16 protein-coding genes, 3 tRNA genes and 1 other RNA gene are annotated in these 22,307 nt (G+C 42.5%); 10 read left to right on the top strand and 10 right to left on the bottom strand.

What is annotated here, in order from left to right:
* Positions 1–186: 186 nt before the first annotated feature.
* From PSF16_RS03620 to PSF16_RS03595, 6 genes are all read left to right on the top strand, one after another.
* Entirely contained in the window at positions 187–1,560 is a 1,374-nt protein-coding gene (locus PSF16_RS03620) for an MATE family efflux transporter (protein ID WP_272688782.1), read from the top strand.
* Positions 1,561–1,718: 158 nt separating this feature from the next.
* Positions 1,719–1,795 (top strand) — tRNA-Val (locus PSF16_RS03615).
* Positions 1,796–1,835: 40 nt separating this feature from the next.
* Positions 1,836–1,912, top strand: a tRNA-Val gene (locus PSF16_RS03610).
* Between the two features lie 42 nt (positions 1,913–1,954).
* Positions 1,955–2,031 (top strand) — tRNA-Val (locus PSF16_RS03605).
* 449 nt (positions 2,032–2,480) lie between these two features.
* A complete protein-coding gene (gene pykF, locus PSF16_RS03600; protein ID WP_006660085.1) occupies positions 2,481–3,893 on the top strand; it encodes a pyruvate kinase PykF in 1,413 nt (470 codons plus the stop codon).
* Between the two features lie 443 nt (positions 3,894–4,336).
* A complete protein-coding gene (locus PSF16_RS03595) occupies positions 4,337–4,573 on the top strand; it encodes a major outer membrane lipoprotein (protein ID WP_004263789.1) in 237 nt (78 codons plus the stop codon).
* A 107-nt stretch (positions 4,574–4,680) separates the two neighbouring features.
* On the opposite strand, the gene PSF16_RS03590 is transcribed toward PSF16_RS03595, so the two are convergent.
* From PSF16_RS03590 to ydiJ, 9 genes are all read right to left on the bottom strand, one after another.
* A complete protein-coding gene (locus tag PSF16_RS03590) occupies positions 4,681–5,733 on the bottom strand; it encodes a L,D-transpeptidase family protein (protein WP_036962165.1) in 1,053 nt (350 codons plus the stop codon).
* Positions 5,734–5,983: 250 nt separating this feature from the next.
* Positions 5,984–6,400: a cysteine desulfuration protein SufE gene (sufE, locus tag PSF16_RS03585; RefSeq protein ID WP_006661939.1), complete on the bottom strand. Its 417-nt coding sequence runs from the start codon at positions 6,398–6,400 to the stop codon at positions 5,984–5,986.
* Positions 6,401–6,456: 56 nt separating this feature from the next.
* On the bottom strand, positions 6,457–7,695 hold the full coding sequence (gene sufS / locus PSF16_RS03580) for a cysteine desulfurase SufS (RefSeq protein ID WP_272688781.1): 1,239 nt from the start codon (positions 7,693–7,695) through the stop codon (positions 6,457–6,459).
* Positions 7,696–7,699: 4 nt separating this feature from the next.
* Positions 7,700–9,007, bottom strand: a complete 1,308-nt coding sequence (sufD, locus tag PSF16_RS03575; RefSeq protein ID WP_006660089.1) for a Fe-S cluster assembly protein SufD — start codon at positions 9,005–9,007, stop codon at positions 7,700–7,702.
* Entirely contained in the window at positions 8,982–9,728 is a 747-nt protein-coding gene (sufC, locus tag PSF16_RS03570) for a Fe-S cluster assembly ATPase SufC (protein WP_112860188.1), read from the bottom strand. The genes sufD and sufC overlap by 26 nt, the downstream gene beginning before the upstream one ends.
* A gap of 45 nt (positions 9,729–9,773) precedes the next feature.
* Entirely contained in the window at positions 9,774–11,273 is a 1,500-nt protein-coding gene (gene sufB / locus PSF16_RS03565) for a Fe-S cluster assembly protein SufB (protein WP_272688780.1), read from the bottom strand.
* Between the two features lie 16 nt (positions 11,274–11,289).
* Positions 11,290–11,658 carry a Fe-S cluster assembly scaffold SufA gene (gene sufA, locus PSF16_RS03560; protein WP_036962289.1) on the bottom strand — a complete coding sequence of 123 codons (369 nt, stop codon included), beginning with the start codon at positions 11,656–11,658 and terminating at the stop codon, positions 11,290–11,292.
* A 383-nt stretch (positions 11,659–12,041) separates the two neighbouring features.
* Complete coding sequence (gene menI / locus PSF16_RS03555; RefSeq protein WP_006660093.1) at positions 12,042–12,458, bottom strand: 1,4-dihydroxy-2-naphthoyl-CoA hydrolase; 417 nt, start codon at positions 12,456–12,458, stop codon at positions 12,042–12,044.
* Positions 12,455–15,511 carry a D-2-hydroxyglutarate dehydrogenase YdiJ gene (gene ydiJ, locus PSF16_RS03550; RefSeq protein WP_272688779.1) on the bottom strand — a complete coding sequence of 1,019 codons (3,057 nt, stop codon included), beginning with the start codon at positions 15,509–15,511 and terminating at the stop codon, positions 12,455–12,457. Before ydiJ ends, menI begins: the two co-directional genes overlap by 4 nt.
* Before the next feature lie 254 nt (positions 15,512–15,765).
* Here ydiJ and ydiK point away from each other — a divergent pair, with 254 nt between their 5' ends.
* Both ydiK and rprA read left to right on the top strand, forming a co-directional pair.
* Positions 15,766–16,881, top strand: a complete 1,116-nt coding sequence (ydiK, locus tag PSF16_RS03545) for an AI-2E family transporter YdiK (protein ID WP_006660095.1) — start codon at positions 15,766–15,768, stop codon at positions 16,879–16,881.
* A 235-nt stretch (positions 16,882–17,116) separates the two neighbouring features.
* Positions 17,117–17,223, top strand: an RNA gene (gene rprA, locus PSF16_RS03540) — antisense sRNA RprA.
* Between the two features lie 370 nt (positions 17,224–17,593).
* On the opposite strand, the gene ppsA is transcribed toward rprA, so the two are convergent.
* Positions 17,594–19,972, bottom strand: coding sequence for a phosphoenolpyruvate synthase (ppsA, locus tag PSF16_RS03535; protein ID WP_036962149.1), 2,379 nt, complete (start codon positions 19,970–19,972; stop codon positions 17,594–17,596).
* 280 nt (positions 19,973–20,252) lie between these two features.
* On the opposite strand from ppsA, the gene ppsR reads away from it, so the two are divergent.
* A complete protein-coding gene (ppsR, locus tag PSF16_RS03530) occupies positions 20,253–21,095 on the top strand; it encodes a posphoenolpyruvate synthetase regulatory kinase/phosphorylase PpsR (protein WP_179896531.1) in 843 nt (280 codons plus the stop codon).
* A gap of 135 nt (positions 21,096–21,230) precedes the next feature.
* The gene (locus PSF16_RS03525; protein ID WP_272688778.1) at positions 21,231–22,280 is read left to right on the top strand and encodes a 3-deoxy-7-phosphoheptulonate synthase; all 1,050 of its coding nucleotides are present in this window, start codon (positions 21,231–21,233) and stop codon (positions 22,278–22,280) included.
* Positions 22,281–22,307 lie beyond the last annotated feature (27 nt).

Below are 22,307 nucleotides of genomic sequence, written 5' to 3'. Positions count from 1 at the left end.
AAATATTTAAACCATTTCTATACTAATATGCTGTTTTATTATTCTTAACTATAACAATGTTGGATTGAATACATAAAAGAGATAGAATAAGGGGTTAGCATTAACTATCTGATTTTTTAGTAAATCATAGAATTTTCATTCCTCTTTTTCTTTTTTTAATTCGAAACTTATTGTGAAGGTGTATGCGTGCAGAAATATATTACAGAAGCGCGTAGCTTGTTGGCTCTCGGAATCCCTATCTTCTTCGCCCAATTCTCCCAAACTGCAATGGGGTTTGTGGACACCATTATGGCTGGAAGTGTTAGTGAAATTGAGATGTCAGCTGTGGCTGTTGGTTTTTCTATTTGGTTGCCTGCTATCTTATTAGGGCAAGGCATTCTCATGGCTCTCACGCCAATTATTGCTCAAATGAACGGCTCTGGTCGTCGGAATTTAATTGGTGACCAAGTTCAGCAAGGATTATGGCTGGCATTCATTTTAGGTATCAGTGTCATGTTATTGCTATACAACAGCAAACTGATTATCAGTAACATGCCTCATATCGATGAAGAGTTAGCGGATAAATCGGTACGTTTCCTCCACGCGATTATGTGGGGAGCGCCTGGTTATCTTTTCTATCAAGTCTATCGTAGCCAATGTGAAGGTTTATCGAAAACCAAACCGGGGATGGTTATCGGCTTTCTTGGCTTGATGGTGAATATTCCCGTTAACTATATCTTTATTTATGGCCATTTTGGCGCACCAGCCTTAGGCGGCGTCGGTTGTGGTGTTGCAACTGCAACGGTGTACTGGGCGATGTGCTTAATGATGAGATGGTATGTTAAACATGTGCCAAATCAGCGAGATATCCGTCCAGCACAAACATTAGCAACGCCGAATCCAGATATTTTAAAGCGCATTATCGTACTCGGAGCGCCGATTGGTTTAGCACTGTTCTTTGAAGTCACATTGTTTGCTGTTGTTGCCCTACTGGTTGCGCCTCTAGGTGTTGTTGCTGTTGCAGGTCATCAAGTGGCTCTTAATTTCAGCTCCGTGATGTTTATGTTCCCACTATCGATGGGGATCGCCGTCACTATTCGTGTTGGCTATAACTTAGGACGCCAGTCGACAGAGGCCGCAAAAGTGTCTTCTTATACCGGGCTTGCGGTCGGGCTATCTTTAGCATGTTTAACGGCGATCTTTACCAGCTCATTCCGCGAGCCTATCGCTATGATGTATAACAAGAATCCAGAGGTTGTTGTTCTTGCCTCTAGCTTAATGCTATACGCAGCGATTTATCAGCTTTCAGATTCTGTGCAAGTTATTGGCGCTGGGGTACTTCGCGGTTATAAAGATACTCGCTCAATCTTCTTTATCACCTTTACTGCGTATTGGATTTTAGGCTTACCGTCAGGCTATATTCTGGCATTAACAGATTTAGTGACTGACCCTATGGGACCAAAAGGTTTTTGGCTAGGATTTATTATTGGCTTAACCTCAGCAGCCATTGGTATGGCAACACGTATTTTGTGGATCCATCGCCAGTCGGATAGTGTTGTTCTATTACGTTCAACTCGATAATTGACGTAATTTTCAGCGTTTTATGGCAAGGGAGACTCTGTTTTTTTGCGAATAGTTTTAAATACGAGCAAACTCTCGCAAAATTACATTTTCCCCTTGCCAGATTGACGACAGAACGTTAATATTCGTCCCCGTCGTTAAAGCAGTAATGATTGTATGCGTCCGTAGCTCAGTTGGTTAGAGCACCACCTTGACATGGTGGGGGTCGGTAGTTCGAGTCTACTCGGACGCACCATTTAAATTACCATCAGCGACAAATCAAGCATCATTTCAGTGCGTCCGTAGCTCAGTTGGTTAGAGCACCACCTTGACATGGTGGGGGTCGGTAGTTCGAGTCTACTCGGACGCACCATTTAAATTTGTCTTCATCGACAAACAAAGCATCAAATTCAGTGCGTCCGTAGCTCAGTTGGTTAGAGCACCACCTTGACATGGTGGGGGTCGGTAGTTCGAGTCTACTCGGACGCACCATTCTAATTATTCAAATCAATAAAGACTCTGAACCTCTATTTATCCTGATTAAACATACTTTTTTCAAACATCATATTTGTCTTGATTGTGATTTTGTTTTCCCTTATTTTGTTGCGCAACCCACATTCAATTGAAAATCTCGCGGTTGTTTGATCTTAATTACTTCTGAATCAAATTTAGTAAAATTTGATTTGTCTCACAGTTTGATGTTGTTTATAATACCCCTATGAGCTGAAAGGTTTCAACAAAGACAAATCAGCATGTTAGCTTTAATGAAAAATGTCATCTACACTATACTAAGAATCAAAAATTGACGCTTTTCCAATAAATAGATTTTGAATACCAGACTGTCGCCTATTCTTATAAATGAGTTGCGCAACATAGACTATCTTGCGCATTAAGCATCGGCGGCAATACCGATTTCCTTTATAACCATTAGATAGACTGCCATGAAAAAAACCAAAATTGTTTGTACCATCGGACCAAAAACCGAATCAGAAGAGAAATTAACCCAGTTACTGGATGCAGGCATGAATGTCATGCGCCTTAACTTCTCCCACGGCGACTATGAAGAACATGGTCAACGTATCAATAACCTCCGCTCTGTCTGTGCAAAAACCGGTAAACAAGCAGCTATTCTGCTGGACACTAAAGGTCCAGAAATCCGCACCATGAAATTAGAAGGCGGCAATGACGTTTCTCTCGTTGCAGGTCAAACCTTCTCTTTCACAACAGATACTTCCGTCATCGGTAACCAAGAGCGTGTTGCTGTTACTTACCCTGGCTTAACTAAAGATTTAAAAGTCGGTGATACCGTTTTAGTCGATGATGGCTTAATTGGTATGACTGTCACCAATATCACTGACACAGAAGTCGTTTGCCAAGTATTAAACAATGGCGACCTTGGTGAGAAAAAAGGCGTTAACTTACCGGGCGTTTCTATCGGTTTACCCGCTCTGGCAGAAAAAGATAAAGAAGACCTCATTTTTGGCTGCCAACAAGGCGTTGATTTTGTTGCAGCTTCATTTATCCGTAAACGTTCAGACGTTGAAGAGATTCGTGCTCATCTGAAAAAACACGGTGGCGAGAATATTCAAATCATCTCTAAGATTGAGAACCAAGAAGGTTTAAACAATTTCGACGAAATCCTTGAAGCCTCTGACGGTATCATGGTTGCACGCGGTGACTTAGGGGTTGAAATCCCAGTTGAAGAAGTCATTTTCGCCCAAAAAATGATGATTGAGAAATGCGTTAATGCTCGTAAAGTGGTTATTACTGCAACGCAAATGTTAGATTCAATGATCAAAAACCCACGCCCTACCCGCGCAGAAGCAGGTGACGTTGCGAATGCTATCTTAGATGGTACTGATGCAGTTATGTTGTCAGGGGAAAGCGCGAAAGGTAAATACCCAGTTGAAGCTGTGACCATCATGGCAACAATTTGTGAGCGTACTGACCGCGTAATGCCTACTCGCATTGAAAACCAAAAACCAACTCAGCGTTTACGTGTCACTGAAGCGGTTTGTCGTGGTGCCGTTGAAATGTCAGAAAAACTGGATGTACCATTAATCGTTGTAGCGACTTACGGTGGTAAATCAGCGAAATCTGTACGCAAATACTTCCCTACCGCGCCAATTCTAGCTCTAACAACGAATGAAGAAACTGCACGTCAGTTACTGTTAGTTAAAGGTGTTATTCCGATGATCGTGGGCCCATTTGAATCAACCGATGATTTCTATCGCGAAGGTAAACGTGCTGCACTGGAAAGTGGTTTAGCTGTATCCGGTGATGCAGTGGTTATGGTCTCTGGTGCGTTAGTACAAAGCGGTACAACGAATACGTCATCAGTGCACGTTCTGTAATCATTTAGCCTTAGTAAGAATGACAATAACCCTATTGCTTCACCGCAGTAGGGTTTTTTTATTCGCTAACATAACTGGAATTTAGTGATTCGTGCGAAATATAATTTCAATAAGTTACGTTATGATCTTCGAAAATCTAATTCACGCAAATCTCAATTACAAATCATTTACAAAATTAATCATAAAACGATAACCATTCGCTCAAATTTCAAACTAACAATCCCTTAATTGAAATTTTTATTCGTTTTCACCCTGTTAAATATAAAGTATTTCTAGCAAAACTTTGAATTACGTACTAGCATAAGACTTAGTAAGTACCATACCCTAATTTACATTAGGTTGTTTTAAAGGGATAGAGGTAGCTTTAAGATAACGCTCTTAAGTCTATTTTTTGGTTGCTTGCTTTTATATTTTCAAGATAAATCAATCTAGAGGGTAAAATAATGATTCGTACTAAAATTGTACTGGGCTCTATCGTATTAGCTTCAGCATTACTGGCGGGTTGTTCTAACAGCACTGAAGTGCAAAAGCTCTCTTCAGACGTGCAAACTCTGAACGGTAAAGTTGACCAGCTGAGCAATGACGTTCAGTCTCTGCGTTCTGATGTACAAACTGCACAAGAAGAAGCAGCTCGTGCAAACCAACGTCTGGACAACCAAGTACGTACTTACAAAAAATAAGTTCGACTTGATGTTATCTAGAAAAGCTTAACAGCTGAATTATTATTGAGGGCCTATTTTATAGGCCCTTATTTTTTACGTCGACTCTCGCTCAGGATAGGCAGTCATTAACTTTTAAATGACTGATATTTGGCAGGAATAGATGACTTCACTTCCCCTTCAAACACAGGTTGAGGTTGAGTGATCGTAAATGGTGCAATCGGTTTTAATTGCTGATAATCGCGTCCCATCGTTTCCGAGTTTTCGCCAACATTCACTTTTACAGGAAGCCCTGAGCGTCTAGAGAGCTCTGCTTGAACCTTCGCTTTATCAACCCCTGGATTCGCTAAAAACGCTTGGAAATCGTCTGTCAGCTTAATTGGCATCGTTTGTGGGTTATCACTGTCTTTACGAGACAACGGCTGATGCACTTCAATATAGTAACTACCATCCGGCTCTTTCGAATACTTAACAGGCTGATCAATAACTTGAACTCGGGTACCTTTTGGCACATTCGTGAACAACGCCTTGATATCATCAGGGCGTAAACGAATACAGCCAGAACTCACTCGCATACCAATACCAAAATTAGCATTAGTACCGTGGATCAGGTATTCACCTCGGCCATAAGACAGACGCAGCGCATACAGCCCCATTGGGTTTTCAGGTCCAGCTGGTACTACCGCAGGCAACGTTATACCTTGTTGCGCATAATGCTTACGAATATTGGTTGTCGGTGTCCATGTTGGGTCTTTAATCAGCTGGCTAATGGATGTGACCATTTCAGGGGTATCACGTCCTAGTTGGCCAATTCCAATTGGATACACAACCACTTTGCGGCTATTTTCTGGATAGTAATAGAGACGAAGTTCCGCTAAGTTGATCACAATGCCTGTACGCGGCGTTGAAGGTAATAACATCTGCGCTGGAATAATCAGTGGCTTACCCACTTCAGGCAAATAAGGGTCGGTGCCAGGATTTGCTTCTAACATTGCCAGTAAACCAATCTGGTAGTCACTTGCAATTGCTTCCAGTGGGCGCCCATCGTTAGGCACCACATACGTGATATTTTCCCCGATTAGGCGCGTATTGTTATTGGGTAATGGATAATCTTTAGCCTGTGCTGGTGCCAGCACCGCACTCATGACAAACAAACTTACCGCCGTCAAAACTCTTTTCATACCTACTCCAAGGAAAATAAGATTCATTACAAAATTCAAACAATATCGCTCATAATAGCAACTATCTCGAATATCTTTAATACTTAATAAATATTTTAGCCAGCTAATCATTAGAATAAGCGATAACTACCGTAAGACATTGTTAATTTAACAATAGAATACAGTAAGTTACTTAACTATAAGTTCTAGTATAAGAATAAGAGGAATAAAAGAAAAATGTGGGAAATTCTGAAGATTTCCCACTGAGGCATTAAATTAGTTGGCTGGCTCGCGTCAAAATCGACTTGATCATGCCATTTAAACCTTGCGTACGCGAAGGTGTAAGATGCTGTTCAAGCGCTAATTGTTGGAAAAACCGCTTCACATCCACGGCAAGAATTTGCTCGGGTGTTTTCCCTTGAAAAAGGATAATCACAATCGCGACTAGACCTTTAACAATTGCTGCATCACTGTCTCCCGCAAGAGCCACATGACCGTCCGGTTGCTTTTGCATATCAATCCATACTTGGCTTTGGCAACCTGCAATCAAATTAGCATCCACTCTTTGAGCTTCAGATAATTCAGGGAGTCGCCCACCCAGCTCAATCATATACAAATAGCGCTCTTCCCAATCTTGGCAACGGGCGAAATTGCGTAATAGCTTAGTTTCATCGGGTAACGCCGACATAATATTTCCTTTACTGTCCATTGCTAAATACGACTTGTCTTTATATAAAGCCTGTTTTAGCCGAGTAATTGTTTAATCCGCAACAACGCATTATACAAAGCATCAATCTCTTGCTTTGTCGTATAAATGCCTATAGACGCTCGACACATAGCTGGAACCTGATAGTGCTCCATTAACGGCATCGCACAATGGTGCCCTGTACGAATAGCAATCCCATATCTATCAAGAAATGCGCCAACATCATAGGCGTGATGCTCACCTAAATTAAAGGTAATCACCCCTTCTCGTTGATCATTCCCATATAATCGAAGGGAAGGTACTTGCTTCAGCAACTCTGTGGCATATTGCATCAGCTGCTTTTCATATTCAAAAACGTCGCTAAGTCCCAAACCATTGAGATAATCAAAAGCAGCCCCTAAACCAACGATACCACTAATGTTCGGGGTTCCGGCTTCGAATCGCCAAGGAATATCTGCAAATGTAATCCCTTTTGTGAGGCTAACTTGGCGGATCATCGCTCCGCCTCCTTCCCAAGGCGGCATTTTTTCTAACCATGCTTTTTTGCCGTATAAAATCCCAATCCCCGTTGGTCCATACAGCTTGTGCCCAGAGCAAACATAAAAGTCACAATCCAGCGCTTGAACATCCACGGTTTGATGCATAGCCCCTTGCGCGCCATCCACGACAATAGCGAGGGGATTTCCATATTGGCTGGCAATTTCGCGCGCATGTGAAATCAATGCCTTCACTGGGTTAACCGTACCCAACACATTGGAAATATGGGTAAAGCTGAATAATTTAGTCCGCGCATCAATCAGTTGTGTTAGTTGAGCCGTATCCAGTGTACCATCTTCAACAATCGGCAAAATACGGACTTCAAATCCACGTTCTTCTGCCAGCATAAACCATGGGACGATATTCGCATGGTGTTCCATTTCAGTGATAATAATATTGTCACCTTGCTGGATAAACTCACGCCCGAAGCTATTCGCAACGAGATTAATTCCTTCTGTCGTGCCTTTAACAAACACAATCTCTTCAGGGGATGTGGCATGCAAAAAATCAGCGGCTTTTTGTCGTACATTTTCGACTCGCGTAGTCGCATTTGCGCTCAGCGTATGTACGCCACGATGAACCGCGGCATATTCGTGCAACGTAAATTGGCTTTCAGTATCCACAACGGATAACGGTTTCTGGGCGCTGGCTGCGCTATCCAGATATACCAGTGGATGGTTATTTACTGATTGCGCTAAGGCAGGAAAATCCTGCCTCACTGTTTCAACATCAAAGGCCATCGGTTTACACCTCTGCTAATCGCTGGTGAATACTCAACATTACTGCCTGTTTCAGCCCATCAATAGCAATAGATTCCGTTAACTCGGCGGCAAATGCGTTAATAATCATCTGTTTCGCAGCTTGGCTATCAATTCCTCTAGAGCGCAAATAAAAGAGCTGCTCGTCATCAATACGCCCGACTGTCGCACCGTGTCCACATTTCACATCATCGGCATAAATTTCAAGTTGCGGTTTCGTATCGATTTCCGCTTTTTCACCCAGTAATAAGGTGTTGTTCGTCATTTGCCCATCTGTTTTTAGTGCATTCGGCGCAACTTTGATCATGCCGTTAAATACCGCTTTACTGCTATCCATAGCAATGACTTTGTGCAATTGATGGCTTGAGCAATAACCTGCATTGTGCTCAAGATAACTGCGTGTATCCGCAATTTCATTGCCTTGCGGTAACAGCAAACTATTTAACTCAAATTCCGTGTTTTCACCTTCAAGACGGCTACTCGTATGATGACGAGTCAGTCCAGCACCCAATAAAAAGCTACTGCTTTTCACTACGCTATCGCGACCTACGATAATGTCATTATGAGCAAAATGCTGAGCCGAAGCGTTCTCTGTCATGAGCTTGAAATGGGTAAATTGAACATTATCCCCTACTTCAACAGTCAAACGCCCGCCAGTGAGATGCGGTTGATCATCTAAGCTAACAAAATGTTCAATGACGTGAGATTGGCTATTATTTCCCAGCGTAAGATGATAACGATACTGGCTCATGTTCATCGCTTCTGGATCATGGCTACTACTGGAAATATTCAATAAATAAAGCGGCTTAGCTGCCACTTTATTGGCAGCAAGCTGAATAATCAGCGGCTGAACCGCTAAACATTCCGTGAGATGCAAGAAAATCTCGCTGCTCACTGCGTCTGGCAACCAATCTTGGCTATCAAGTAGTGAAACTTGAAATTCCCCTGTATCCACCGAGCTCAGTTCCGCATTATACCGACCATCCACCAGCACAATGCGATACGCATCGATAGGTAACGCAAGAGCTTCACTCAGTTGTACCTGCTGGTTGGGCGAACTAAAACGATATTGGGTATTTAACACGCTATTAAGCGGCGTATAGTGCCAATCTTCATGACGAAACGCTGGTAGCCCTACATGCTTAGCAAGGCTCCAATGAGTTTGAGCATGCTGAGATTTTCCACCTGCCCCCTGCTCATATAGCGTTTCAAAACGGCGCATTGCCTGTTGATTTAATGCATCAACGGCAGCCCGCTTTTCAGTTCTTTCACTGTTGGTCAATAAGCCAGCCATAGCCTTGCTCCTCCAGTTTTTTCGCTAAACTGAAATCACCTGATTTAATAATTTTTCCTTGATAAAGGACATGCACAAAATCGGGTTTTACGTAATCTAAAATGCGTTGATAGTGCGTCACGATGATAAACGAACGCTCAGGTGTGCGCAGAGAGTTCACCCCATTAGAGACAATCTTTAACGCATCGATATCTAGACCAGAGTCAGTTTCGTCCAAGATACATAACTTCGGCTCTAATGCCGCCATCTGTAAAATATCATTACGTTTTTTCTCGCCACCCGAGAAACCCACGTTCACAGAACGTGTTAACAGGTCTTGGGGCATATCTAATAATTCGATTTTATCTTCAATAAAATCTTGAAAATCAAAACGGTCTAGAGGCTCTTGTTGGCGGTATTCACGAACTGCATTCACTGAAGTTTGCAGAAAAAACTGGTTACTGACGCCTGGAATTTCAACTGGGTATTGGAATGCAAGAAAAATACCTTCACCAGCCCGCTCTTCTGGATCTAACGCTAATAAATCCTTACCATTGAACGTCACTTCACCGCTATCAACTTGATAATCTTCGCGTCCCGCTAAGGTCGCGGATAACGTACTCTTACCCGAACCATTTGGTCCCATAATAGCGTGAACTTCCCCTGGTTTAATTTCCAGAGATAAGCCTTTTAAGATTTCATTACCTTCTACACTTACATGCAAATCTTTAATACTTAACATATCAACATGCCTTTGGCGCTTAAGCGCAACTAAACTCGGTTAGGATCAGCCCACACTATGTTCTAAGCTGATAGCCAATAATTTTTGTGCCTCGACGGCAAACTCTAATGGCAGTTCTGAGAAAACATCTTTACAGAAACCGTTAACAATCATTGAGATAGCATTATCTTCGCTGATCCCACGTTGCAAGCAATAAAATAGCTGGTCTTCCCCAATACGGGAGGTTGTCGCTTCATGCTCCAATTGTGCCGTATTGTTCTTCACTTCCACATACGGGAAGGTATGCGCACCACATTGAGTACCTATGAGCATCGAATCACACTGGGTAAAGTTACGAGCGTTATGGGCGCTAGGAAGAATTTTGACTAAACCACGATAGCTATTTTGGCTTTTACCAGCCGAAATTCCCTTCGAGATAATGGTTGAGCGAGTATTTTTACCAATATGGATCATCTTGGTCCCTGTATCCGCTTGCTGATTACCGTTGGTCAGCGCGACAGAGAAAAATTCGCCTACCGAGTTATCCCCTTTTAAGATCACACTCGGGTATTTCCAGGTAATCGCAGAGCCTGTTTCGGATTGGGTCCACGACATTTTGGAATTTTCACCTTCGCACAGGGCTCGCTTAGTCACGAAATTGAGGATCCCCCCAGCTTCGCTATCGCCACCAGAGAACCAGTTCTGCACCGTCGAATATTTGACTTCAGCATCTTTATGGATAATCACTTCGACTACGGCTGCATGTAACTGATAGCTATCGCGCACAGGCGCTGAACAGCCTTCGATATAGCTCACATAGCTGCCTTCATCTGCGATTAAGATGGTACGCTCAAATTGCCCTGTTTTTGCCGCATTAATACGGAAGTACGTTGATAATTCCATCGGGCAGCGAACCCCTTTCGGGATATAAACAAACGTTCCATCTGATGCCACTGCGGCATTCAGTGCGGCAAAGAAATTATCGTGGCTCGAGACTACGCTACCTAAATATTTTTGGACGAGTTCTGGGTATTCTTGAATAGCTTCACTGAACGAGCAAAAAATAATCCCGTGTTTGGCCAAATCACCGCGGTAGGTTGTTGATACAGAAACAGAGTCAAATATCGCATCCACGGCGACTTTGCTTCCTTCACGAACAGGGACACCGAGTTGGTTGAAGGCATCTTCAACTTCGCTCGTCAGGTAATTTGCCTCTTCAGCCGTACCCGTTGATTGCGTCGCCCCTGATTGTGAACCGCAGGTATCATCACACGACCCACAGGAAGGTGCTGAATAATAACTATAATCTTGATAATCTAAGTTTGGATAATGTGCTTTTAGCCAATGCGGCTCTTCCATTCCTTTCCAATGATTGAATGCATCTAGACGGAACTGCAACATCCATTCAGGTTCATTACGTTTAGCAGAAATGGCGCGAACGACATCTTCATTGAGCCCTTTAGCCATCTCATCGGTGGCAACTTGGGTAAAAAAGCCTTCTTTATAACGTTTTTCATCAAGCCAGCTTTGAACATCTTCGCCAACTTCTACATTGCTCTGAGACATAATCTAGCTTCACAAGTTAAACGCCGAAGCTTTCACCACACCCACAGGCATGCTGAGCTTTCGGGTTATTAAATTTAAAAATATGGTTAAGTCCTTCTTGGACATAATCCACTACGGTGCCATCAATAAATGGCATAGCTTGTTTTGGTACATACAGGTGTGCACCATCGAGTTCAAACAGCAAGTGGTCATCGGTTGGATTTTCAATCATCTCGAAGACATATCCAAAACCCGCACATCCTGACTGTTTGACGCCAAGCGACAGTCCCTTGCTATTCGGTGTTTGAAGAACCAATTTATTAATCTGTTTAGCGGCATTCGGGGTTAGGCTGACGCCCTGCCATGAATTTTCATCGAGTGAAAATGTTTCTACACCATCAGTCATATTGACCTCACTTTTCTTATGGTTTTTCAGCCTGTTATCAGATATTTTTTCTCTATATGACATGGTAATGATAACCCATATGACTTCAACCACTTGTTTTAAGAGGTTATAGCGATGAGAGGGCATTATTGATGCCATTTCCACACAAGAGAAAGTCTAACCAATTAATTATTAAGCAATAATTTTAGATTATGATGATATTTATTATGTATTATTGAGTACATAAAAATGACACAAATTAATAAAGTAATATTTGATATAGGACGAAATTAATTGAGTAAAAATAAATAATTCAGATAGGTTATAAAGTTTTGATATGAAAGACAAATAAATGGATGATACCCTCAAATAAACTGAGGGTATCTATCAGGCGAAATTGCTGATTATTCAAACAAAATCGCGGTGGTTAAACGAGAAGTACAACACAGCTGCCCTTTCTCGTTAAAAATTTCGATATTCCACACCTGCTGACGACGTCCTAAATGAATCGGTTTGCAGACACCTCTCACTATACCTTCCCGAGCGGCACGAACATGGTTAGCATTAATTTCCAAACCAACCACTCGCTGCTCACCTTCACTGCAAAGATAACCGGCAATGGAACCTAAAGATTCCGCTAATACCACGGATGCTCCACCGTGTAATAACCCAAAGGGCTGCTTAGTACGGTGATCCACCGGCATCGTCCCTTCAAGGTAATCATCACCAAAGCCAGTGATTTCAATCCCCAAGTGACCTAACATACAGCCTTCAGCCATTGCTGCCATTTGTTGTAAGTTAAATTGACGCTTCCAAATCATGAAACAATCTCCAGTAAGGCTTGAATTGGGTGTTTAATTGCCGTTTTTTCCATTCGTTTTACTTGGCTACGGCAGGAATATCCCGAGCTTAAACAACGCTCTAAGGGTAATTTTTCTATCGCAGGTTTCCACGACAAATTATAAATACCTTTTGAGTTTTCGAGGTTCGCAACTTCATGACCATAAGTCCCCGCCATACCGCAACAACCCACGCTAACATTGATAAGCTTGCGTCCATAACGCGTAAATAATGCCGCCCACTGATTAGCACTATTAGGCAATGCGGTGGATTCTGTACAGTGACCAAAGAAATACCAAGGCTGCTCATCCGCTCCACTCGTCTCTGTTTGCACCGGTAATGAAATTAGCCATTCATGAGCTAGCATCACCGTAAATTGGCACTGCTGCTCGCCCAATATTTCATGATATTCATCGCGATAACATAGTACCAGCGCAGGATCGACCCCGACCATAGGTAATTTCAGCTTAGCAACCCGATTTAAAAACTCCGATGTTTTACGTGCTGTTTTTGCAAAGCGACTTAAAAAACCTTTAATATGCTGCGCTTTGCCATTCGGTGAAAACGGCAATAAGACAGGCTTATAACCCAATTTGTCAATCAGCCGAACAAAGTCAACGACCACTTTCGCATCATAATAACTGGTGAACGGATCTTGCACGACTAACACATGTTTTTCACGTTGGCTCGCTGACATTCCCTCAAGTTGCTCCAACGTCATTGATGTTGCGGCATGACCCGATAACTCTTGCTTCAACGTCGGTTGTGAAAACAGCGGCAAATCCACCATACCAATGGTGCGCTCACTAAGCTTTTGCACCAATGTTTGGCGTAAAAAGAAGTTAAACACACCTGGTGCCTTTGACAGCAATGGTGCACTCACTTCCACATTCGCCACAATATGGTCACGCACAGGTCGCAAATAGCGACTATGGTAAAGAGCAAGGAATTTTGCACGGAAAGATGGCACATCAATTTTAATTGGGCATTGAGTGGAGCACGCTTTACAGGCTAAGCAACCTGACATGGAGGCTTTTACTTCATGGGAGAAATCATAGTCCCCCTGTTTAGCACGCCATGAATTACGCGTTTTCTCAATTAGCCCACGCAGCGATGGAGAATCGCTTTTGACACCTTTATCAATCTGTTCTGGTGTTACGCCTTGCTCTGCCAATAGGCGTAGCCATTCACGGACTAACGTGGCGCGACCTTTCGGTGAATGAACCCGCTGACCACTGATTTTCATTGATGGGCACATTGGGCTTTTCACATCAAAGTTAAAACATAGCCCATTACCATTACAATCCATAGCTCCCCGAAATTCTTGGCGCATTTGAATTGGAATTTGACGATCAAAAGTACCTCGTTTCACCGCATCGACTTGCTTCATTGGGGCATCGATACCTGCAGGTGGGCATATTTTACCTGGATTCAAACGGTTATCGGGATCAAAAGCCGCTTTTATATTGCGCAGTTCACCATATAGCACCTCGCCAAAGAACTCAGGGCTATATTGTGCCCTAAAGCCTTTACCGTGCTCCCCCCACAGTAACCCGCCATATTTTGCAGTTAACGCAACGATCTCATCAGAAATTTGCTTCATCAATATTTCTTGTTGAGGGTCGCACATGTCTAATGCAGGACGAACATGTAGCACACCGGCATCGACGTGACCAAACATGCCATAATTCAATTTATGGCTATCCAACAGAGCCCTAAACTCGGCAATATAATCCGCAAGGTGTTCTGGTGGTACACAAGTATCCTCAACAAAAGGGATCGGTTTTGCTGCGCCTTTGCTATTACCCAGTAATCCCACTGCTTTTTTGCGCATATTATAGATACGTGTAATATCATCCAGGTCATGGCAGACCTGATAACCAATCACTCCAGCCTGGTTGTTTGCCATCAGTTCATCAAGACGTTGGCATAAGCTATCGGTCAAATGATTAATTTCATTCGCATCATCACCACTAAACTCAACAATGTTCAGCCCTAACATCTCTTTATTCGGGACATCTGTGATTAGTAATTTTACTGAGTGCCAGACGATATCTTCTTTCGCTAAATTGAGCACTTTGGAATCAACTGTTTCCACTGATAGTGCCTGTGCTTGTACCATAAATGGTGCATTACGTAGCGCAGATTCAAACGAATCATATTTAACGTTCACTAGGCGACGTACTTTCGGTAACGGCGTAATATCTAATGTGGCTTCGGTAATAAACGCCAGAGATCCCTCAGAACCTGTTAAAATACGAGTTAAGTCAAACTGGGTAAGGTCATCACTAAAGACATGACGTAGGTCATAGCCCGTTAAAAATCGGTTTAATTTTGGGAATTTTTCTTCGATTAACGGACGTTGCTCTAAACAACGCTCAAGTACGGTTTTATAAATTCGACCTTCGACTGAATCCTCTAACGCAATCGTTTGGGCGAGTTCGATAGGCATAGCTCGGGTATCTAGGCAGGCGCCCCCTAAAACCATCGCTTTAACACCCAAAACGTGATCTGACGTTTTGCCATACACCAATGAGCCCTGCCCAGAGGCATCAGTGTTAATCATGCCACCCAGTGTTGCACGGTTACTCGTTGATAATTCTGGGGAGAAGAAATACCCATACGGTTTTAGAAACTGGTTAAGCTGGTCTTTAATAACCCCCGCTTCAACCTTTACCCATCCTTGCTCTGGGTTAATTTCTAAAATTCGATTCATATAACGGGACATATCCACCACAATACCTTCGGTGAGTGACTGCCCATTTGTGCCCGTACCACCTCCCCGTGGAGTGAAGCTGAGTTCGCGGTATTTATCTTGCCCTGCTACGCGCGTAATAATTTGCACGTCAGCACTTGAACGTGGAAATATAACTGCGTGAGGTAATAATTGGTAAATGCTGTTATCCGTTGCCATAGACAAACGCTCAGCATAGCTGGTGCCAGTATCACCAGTAAAACCTTGCTGTTGTAACTCGTGCAGAAATTGTATGGCTAACTGACTAAGATGTGGTGCTTCAGATATACGCGGGATCATTATTAATCATGACTCTTGTTGTTGAGTAATCGCATTTGTCGTGATGTACTATCCTTAGTTTAAGTAGCACAATAGGCACAAGGTTTATTGAACGATCTCCTCGCGACCTGTAAAGATAGCGCATCTGCCGATGACATTGTCAGTAAAACCATATCACAATATTGTTTCTTTTAAGCATGAAAAATAATTACGTTATTTTCACCTGTAAAAGCACTAACCCCACAGAATTTTCATTTATTAAGGATTGATCATTAATGGAAAAATCGCAAAAACGCTTGGACTTACCCAAGCTTGTCCTAGGGCTGCTCTCCATTATCTTTATGATAGCCACCTGTTTTTGGGTTTTAAGCCCATTTATTTTAGGATTTATATGGGCGGGGATGATGGTGATTGCGACTTGGCCAATTCTCTTACGATTAGAAGCACGCCTTTGGCATAAACGTTGGCTCGCCTCACTTACCATGGTTCTGCTGATCTTTCTTCTATTTGTTATTCCAACCAGTATTTTGATTGGCAGCATTATCCAAAACAGTGCGCCGCTCATTGAATTGGCAAAATCCCCCACTAACATGACACTGCCTGACTTAGAGTGGTTAAACCAAATTCCAATGGTGGGCGAAAAACTGTATTACGCTTGGCATAGTCTCGTTGCCAGTGGCGGAAACGCATTATTGGCAAAAGTTCAACCTTACTTTGGTCAAGCTGCGGGTTGGTTTGCCACTCAAGCCATTAGTGCTAGTCGTTTCTTGTTCCACCTTGTCTTAATGCTACTATTTAGCGGGTTACTCTACTATAAAGGTGAATTAGTGACTTTGGGTGTTCGTCACTTTGCTGTACGCCTTGCCGGCATTCGTGGTGATGCAGCAGTGGTTCTCGCAGCGCAATCCATTCGTGCTGTCGCGCTAGGGGTTGTCGTCACCGCACTGATCCAAGCGATTGTCGGTGGAATTGGTCTAGCTCTGTCTGGTATTAGCTATGCCGCTATCCTTACTGTTTTAATTTTTATCTGCTGCGTAGCGCAACTTGGTCCTCTGCTAGTGATGGTGCCTTCTGTGCTCTGGTTATTTTGGACAGGTGATACCACATGGGCGATTATTCTCGGTGTATGGGCAGCGGTTGTTGCGACCATGGACGGCGTATTACGCCCTTGGCTCATCAAGATGGGGGCAGACCTTCCTATGGTGCTTATTTTAGTGGGAGTCATTGGAGGCATCTTGTCATTCGGGATGATAGGTCTATTTATTGGACCGGTTGTACTGGCCGTTTCATACAGCCTACTTAAAGCGTGGATGAACGAAGTTGCGCCACCAAGCGAAGATTTAGAAGCCACTGAAAAATTTCTTGAAGAAGAATTTTTAATGAAGAAATAAATTTAGTTTAATCCGGAAAAACATGTTTCATTTTGAACATGTTTTTCCATTTAGACATTCTCATTAATATTTAGAAACAATATTTAACACTCTACTGTTAGTTTTTATTTTAAATTATGTTAATATCCCTCCGTCGAATGAATAATCATTTTAGAACAATAAGTAATATTTTATTAAGAGTGTTCTGAGTGATTAACTTATTTAAACGGTTTAATATATTTCTGTTAATATCTCTTCGATAATGAATTAATAAGTTGCGTTATTTAATTTCCAACGTGACTTACTTAGCCGAATTGCTGTGTGTAGTCTTTGCCTGTCAGCCCATGATAGGCTTTTTTTTTATCTTTACTCTCCCAGCGCATACTCCCATCTGCGTCACAGTCATGTCCAGACCTATATCAACAATATAATATTCTTATTACTCTCCATATGCGTAATTACGCATAATTAGAGTAATGGATTTAATGGAGTTAATGGTTTTTATTAATTCAATGGTATTATATTTAACATTGATAATGAATAAAGCGTGAGACTGTAGTTTTATTTTGCTGAAATTCTGAATAATATATTATGAATATTTACGTAAATTAAACTTATATTTTGTTTAATACGGATGAGTTGGTGAAAGCGTTATATATATAAATAAAGGTCGGTAAATAGTTATTATTTACCGACCTTTTTATAATTACCCATCTAAAAATGAATAATTAACCTATTGATTTTCTGCGATTGTCACCCAAGTTTGCACAACAGTATCTGGATTCAAAGATAGGCTATCAATGCCTTCATCCACCAGCCATTGAGCAAAATCTTGATGGTCTGAAGGACCTTGACCACAGATACCAACATACTTGTTCTGACGCTTAGCCGCTTTGATTGCCATCGACAACATCGCTTTCACTGCATCATTACGTTCATCAAACAATTCAGATACAACACCAGAATCTCTATCAAGACCAAGCGTTAACTGAGTCATGTCATTTGAACCAATGGAGAAACCATCAAAATGCTCAAGGAATTGGTCTGCTAATAGTGCGTTGGATGGGATCTCACACATCATAATAAGCTTGAGACCATTTTCGCCGCGTTTCAAATCATGCTTAGCTAATTCAGCCACAACAGACTCAGCTTGTGCGACAGTACGAACGAATGGAATCATGACTTCAACGTTAGTCAGTCCCATCGTGTTACGGACACGTTTAACCGCTTCACATTCTAATGCAAAACAATCACTGAATTTTTCAGAGACATAACGCCCAGCACCGCGGAAGCCCAACATTGGGTTCTCTTCCTTCGGTTCATACTTATCGCCACCGACTAAATTCGCATATTCATTGGATTTAAAGTCAGATAAACGAACGATAACGCGTTTAGGCCAGAATGCCGCAGCCAGTGTTGAAATGCCTTCAGTTAGCTTACTAACATAGAATTCCACTGGATCATCATAGCCAGCCATCATATTACGGATTTCGGCTTGCAGCTCAGGAGTTTGCTCATCGAATTCGAGCAGCGCTCTTGGATGCACACCAATCATCCGGTTAATGATAAATTCAAGTCTTGCTAAGCCTACGCCTTCATTCGGTAAACAAGCAAAGTCAAATGCACGGTCAGGATTACCCACGTTCATCATGATTTTCACATTTAAACTTGGCATATCTTTAACTTGAGAGCTTTGAACTTCAAACTGTAGCTTTCCGTCATAGACAAAACCGGTATCCCCTTCAGCACAAGAAACCGTGACTTCTTGATTTTCTTTCAGAGTATCCGTTGCATCGCCACAACCGACAACTGCGGGAATGCCCAGTTCACGAGCGATAATTGCTGCGTGACAAGTACGTCCACCACGGTTTGTCACGATGGCGGCAGCTTTTTTCATGATCGGTTCCCAATCAGGGTCCGTCATGTCTGTCACTAACACATCTCCTGGTTGAATGCGATCCATTTCACTTAAGTTATGGATGACTTTCACCGTTCCTGCGCCAATACGATGACCGATAGCACGGCCTTCAACTAAAACCTGCCCTTGGTCTTTCAGTTGGTAGCGTTCCATAACCTGCTGGTTAGAACGAACGGTTTCAGGACGCGCTTGGACAATATACAGACGACCATTATGACCATCTTTTGCCCATTCGATATCCATTGGACGACCGTAATGTTTTTCAATCTGTAACGCTTGGCGAGCTAGCTCTTCCACTTCGAGGTCAGTTAAAGAGAAACGATTGCGTAGTGCTTCTGGCACATCTTCAATCTTCACTTGCTTACCGTGCTCTTTACTGTCCGCGTAAACCATCTGCAACTTCTTAGAGCCTAAAGTACGGCGTACAATTGCAGGCTTATTGTTTTTCAGCGTTGGTTTATGCACATAGAATTCATCTGGGTTTACCGCGCCCTGGACAACCATCTCGCCAAGACCATAAGCCGAGGTGATAAAGACGACTTGGTCAAAACCAGATTCAGTATCGATAGTAAACATAACACCGGAAGACGCGAGGTCAGAACGCACCATTCTTTGTACCCCCGCAGACAGTGCAACGCCACGATGATCGTAACCTTGGTGTACACGATAAGAAATAGCACGGTCATTAAACAGCGACGCAAACACATGTTTAATAGCAACCAAAACCGCTTCAATCCCTTGAACGTTAAGGAATGTCTCTTGCTGCCCAGCAAATGAGGCATCCGGCATATCTTCAGCGGTTGCTGATGAGCGAACAGCAAATGACGCTTCGGCTTCACCTTCAGAAAGCTGGAGGAATGCGTCACGAATATCCTTCTCTAATGCTGGCGTCAATGGTGTATCAATAACCCATTGACGGATCTGAGCACCGGCTACCGCCAGTTGGTTCACATCATCAATATCCGTTTCATCTAGCAGGTTGTAAATACGCTGATTTACACCGCTCTGCTCCAGAAAATCATTAAACGCCTGTGCGGTTGTCGCAAAACCGTTTGGTACGGATACACCAAGATCGGACAAGTTGGTAATCATTTCACCGAGGGAAGCGTTTTTGCCACCAACACGGTCAACATCATTCATCCCTAATTGGTTATACCAAAGTACATTACACGGAGTAAGGCCATTTGTGGACATTGAAAGCGATCCTTTTATAGCAATTTAGTGACAGACAACAAATCGTAAAAAATCTCGTTGGCGAATAATCGCCGCGGGAATAGACTAGCACAGACGTTATGGGAAGATGGACTGGTGAATCGTTCCATCAATTAATAAAAATTTTTTGTTCTAAAAATTGTTCAAAATTTGGCTATACTTCCCCCACAAATTATTTTTTGACGTTTATTCACTAACAATATTTTTCAAAACTCAGAAAAAACACGATAAAAAGAAGCTATTTATGAGCGAATTAAATTCTATGAGTAAAAGTGCCAGCCAAGTCCAGCGTACCGTTTTTTTCATCTCCGATGGCACCGCGATTACCGCTGAAACGTTAGGGCACGCTGTCTTATCTCAGTTCCCTTTATCCTTTATTTCTTACACGTTGCCGTTCGTCACCAATCAAGCCCGTGCCCTTGAAATTAAGCAAAAAATCGATGCCATCTACGTAGAAACGAACCTTCGTCCTTTAGTGTTCTATTCAATCATTTCGCCAGAAGTCAAAGAGATCATCACCCAAAGTGCAGGTTTTTGTCAGGATATTGTCCAAAGTCTTGTTGCCCCAATCCAACGAGAAGTGGGATTAGAGCCTGAGCCTAAATTGAATCGTACTCATGGATTATCCATGCAAAATATGAATCAATATGACGCTCGCATTGCCGCCATTGAATATACTCTCGCACATGATGATGGAATTTCACTGCGCAACCTTGAGCAAGCCCAAGTGATCTTAATTGGTGTATCACGCTGTGGGAAAACACCCACCAGCTTATACTTAGCGATGCAGTTTGGTATTCAAGCCGCTAACTATCCCTTCACGGCTGATGATATGGACAATTTACAATTACCCGCAGCATTGCGTCCATATACTCACAAATTATTTGGATTAACCATCAGCCCTGAACGACTCGCGGCTATTCGTGAAGAACGACGAGAAAACAGCCGTTATGCGTCACTCCGCCAATGTCGTATTGAAATTGCAGAAGTAGAAGCTCTATTTAGACAGAATAAAATCAATTACTTAAATACGACGAACTATTCCGTTGAAGAAATTTCAGCCAAAGTGATCGATACGATGGGATTACAGCGCCGTATTTTTTAATAAAATTAATTATAAAAAATTATTCATTCACCCTAGTTGATGGTTTGAATTTGAGCCACTTTCGTTTATTGTGACATTAGTCACTAATACGGCAGGACAAAATGGTTCAGCCGAGTACCAGTTTTGAGAAACGAAATGCAAAAAACAGATGAGTTACGCACTCAGCGAGTGGACAGTTTAATTACGCCACAAGCGCTTGCTGAGGAATTTCCTATATCCCAAGCAATTGCCGAAAACGTGACAGCGTCACGTAAAAGAATTGAAAAGATCTTATCCGGTGAAGACCCTCGTTTATTGGTCATCGTAGGTCCGTGCTCTATTCATGATATTGATGCCGCAATTGAGTATGCGAACAAGCTCAATACACTACGTCAAAAATATCAAGATCGCTTAGAAATTGTCATGCGCACCTATTTTGAAAAACCGCGTACCGTTGTGGGCTGGAAAGGCTTAATTTCTGATCCGCATCTTGATAATTCATGTCAAGTAAACACCGGTATCCGTTTAGCGCGCAAACTTTTGATTGAAGTTAATCAATTAGGGTTAGCAACCGCCACCGAATTCCTCGACATGGTGACGGGGCAATATATTGCGGACTTAATTAGCTGGGGAGCGATTGGCGCTCGTACCACTGAAAGTCAGATCCACCGAGAAATGGCTTCGGCGCTCTCCTGTCCTGTTGGTTTTAAAAACGGTACAGATGGCAATATCAACATCGCTATTGATGCTATTCGTGCAGCCAGAGCGCAACATATGTTTTTATCGCCAGATAAGAGCGGGCAGATGACCATTTACCAAACCAGTGGTAATCCTCATGGGCATATCATTATGCGTGGTGGCAAGAAGCCTAACTATGAAGCGCAGTACATTTCACAAGCATGTGAAAAATTAAATGAATTTGGTTTAGCTGAGCATTTAGTGGTGGACTTCAGCCATGGTAACTGCCAGAAAATTCATCGTCGCCAATTAGATGTTGCGCAAGATATCGCCCAACAAATTAAGCAAGGTTCCACAGCAATTAGTGGTGTGATGGCAGAAAGCTTCTTAAAAGAAGGTAATCAAAAAATCTGTGCAGGCCAACCTCTAGTTTATGGTCAATCGATTACCGATCCATGTTTAGGTTGGGAAGACACCGAACAGTTGATTGAAATTCTGGCTGACGCGGTTAACTTCCGCTTCAAATAAGTCTCGCGGTCCATAGCCAAAATAAGC

The organism is Providencia sp. PROV033 (assembly GCF_028484855.1).
Lineage (GTDB): Bacteria > Pseudomonadota > Gammaproteobacteria > Enterobacterales > Enterobacteriaceae > Providencia > Providencia alcalifaciens.
The sequence above is the reverse complement of the archived record's forward strand: the minus strand, read 5'-3'. Positions and strand labels throughout refer to the sequence as shown.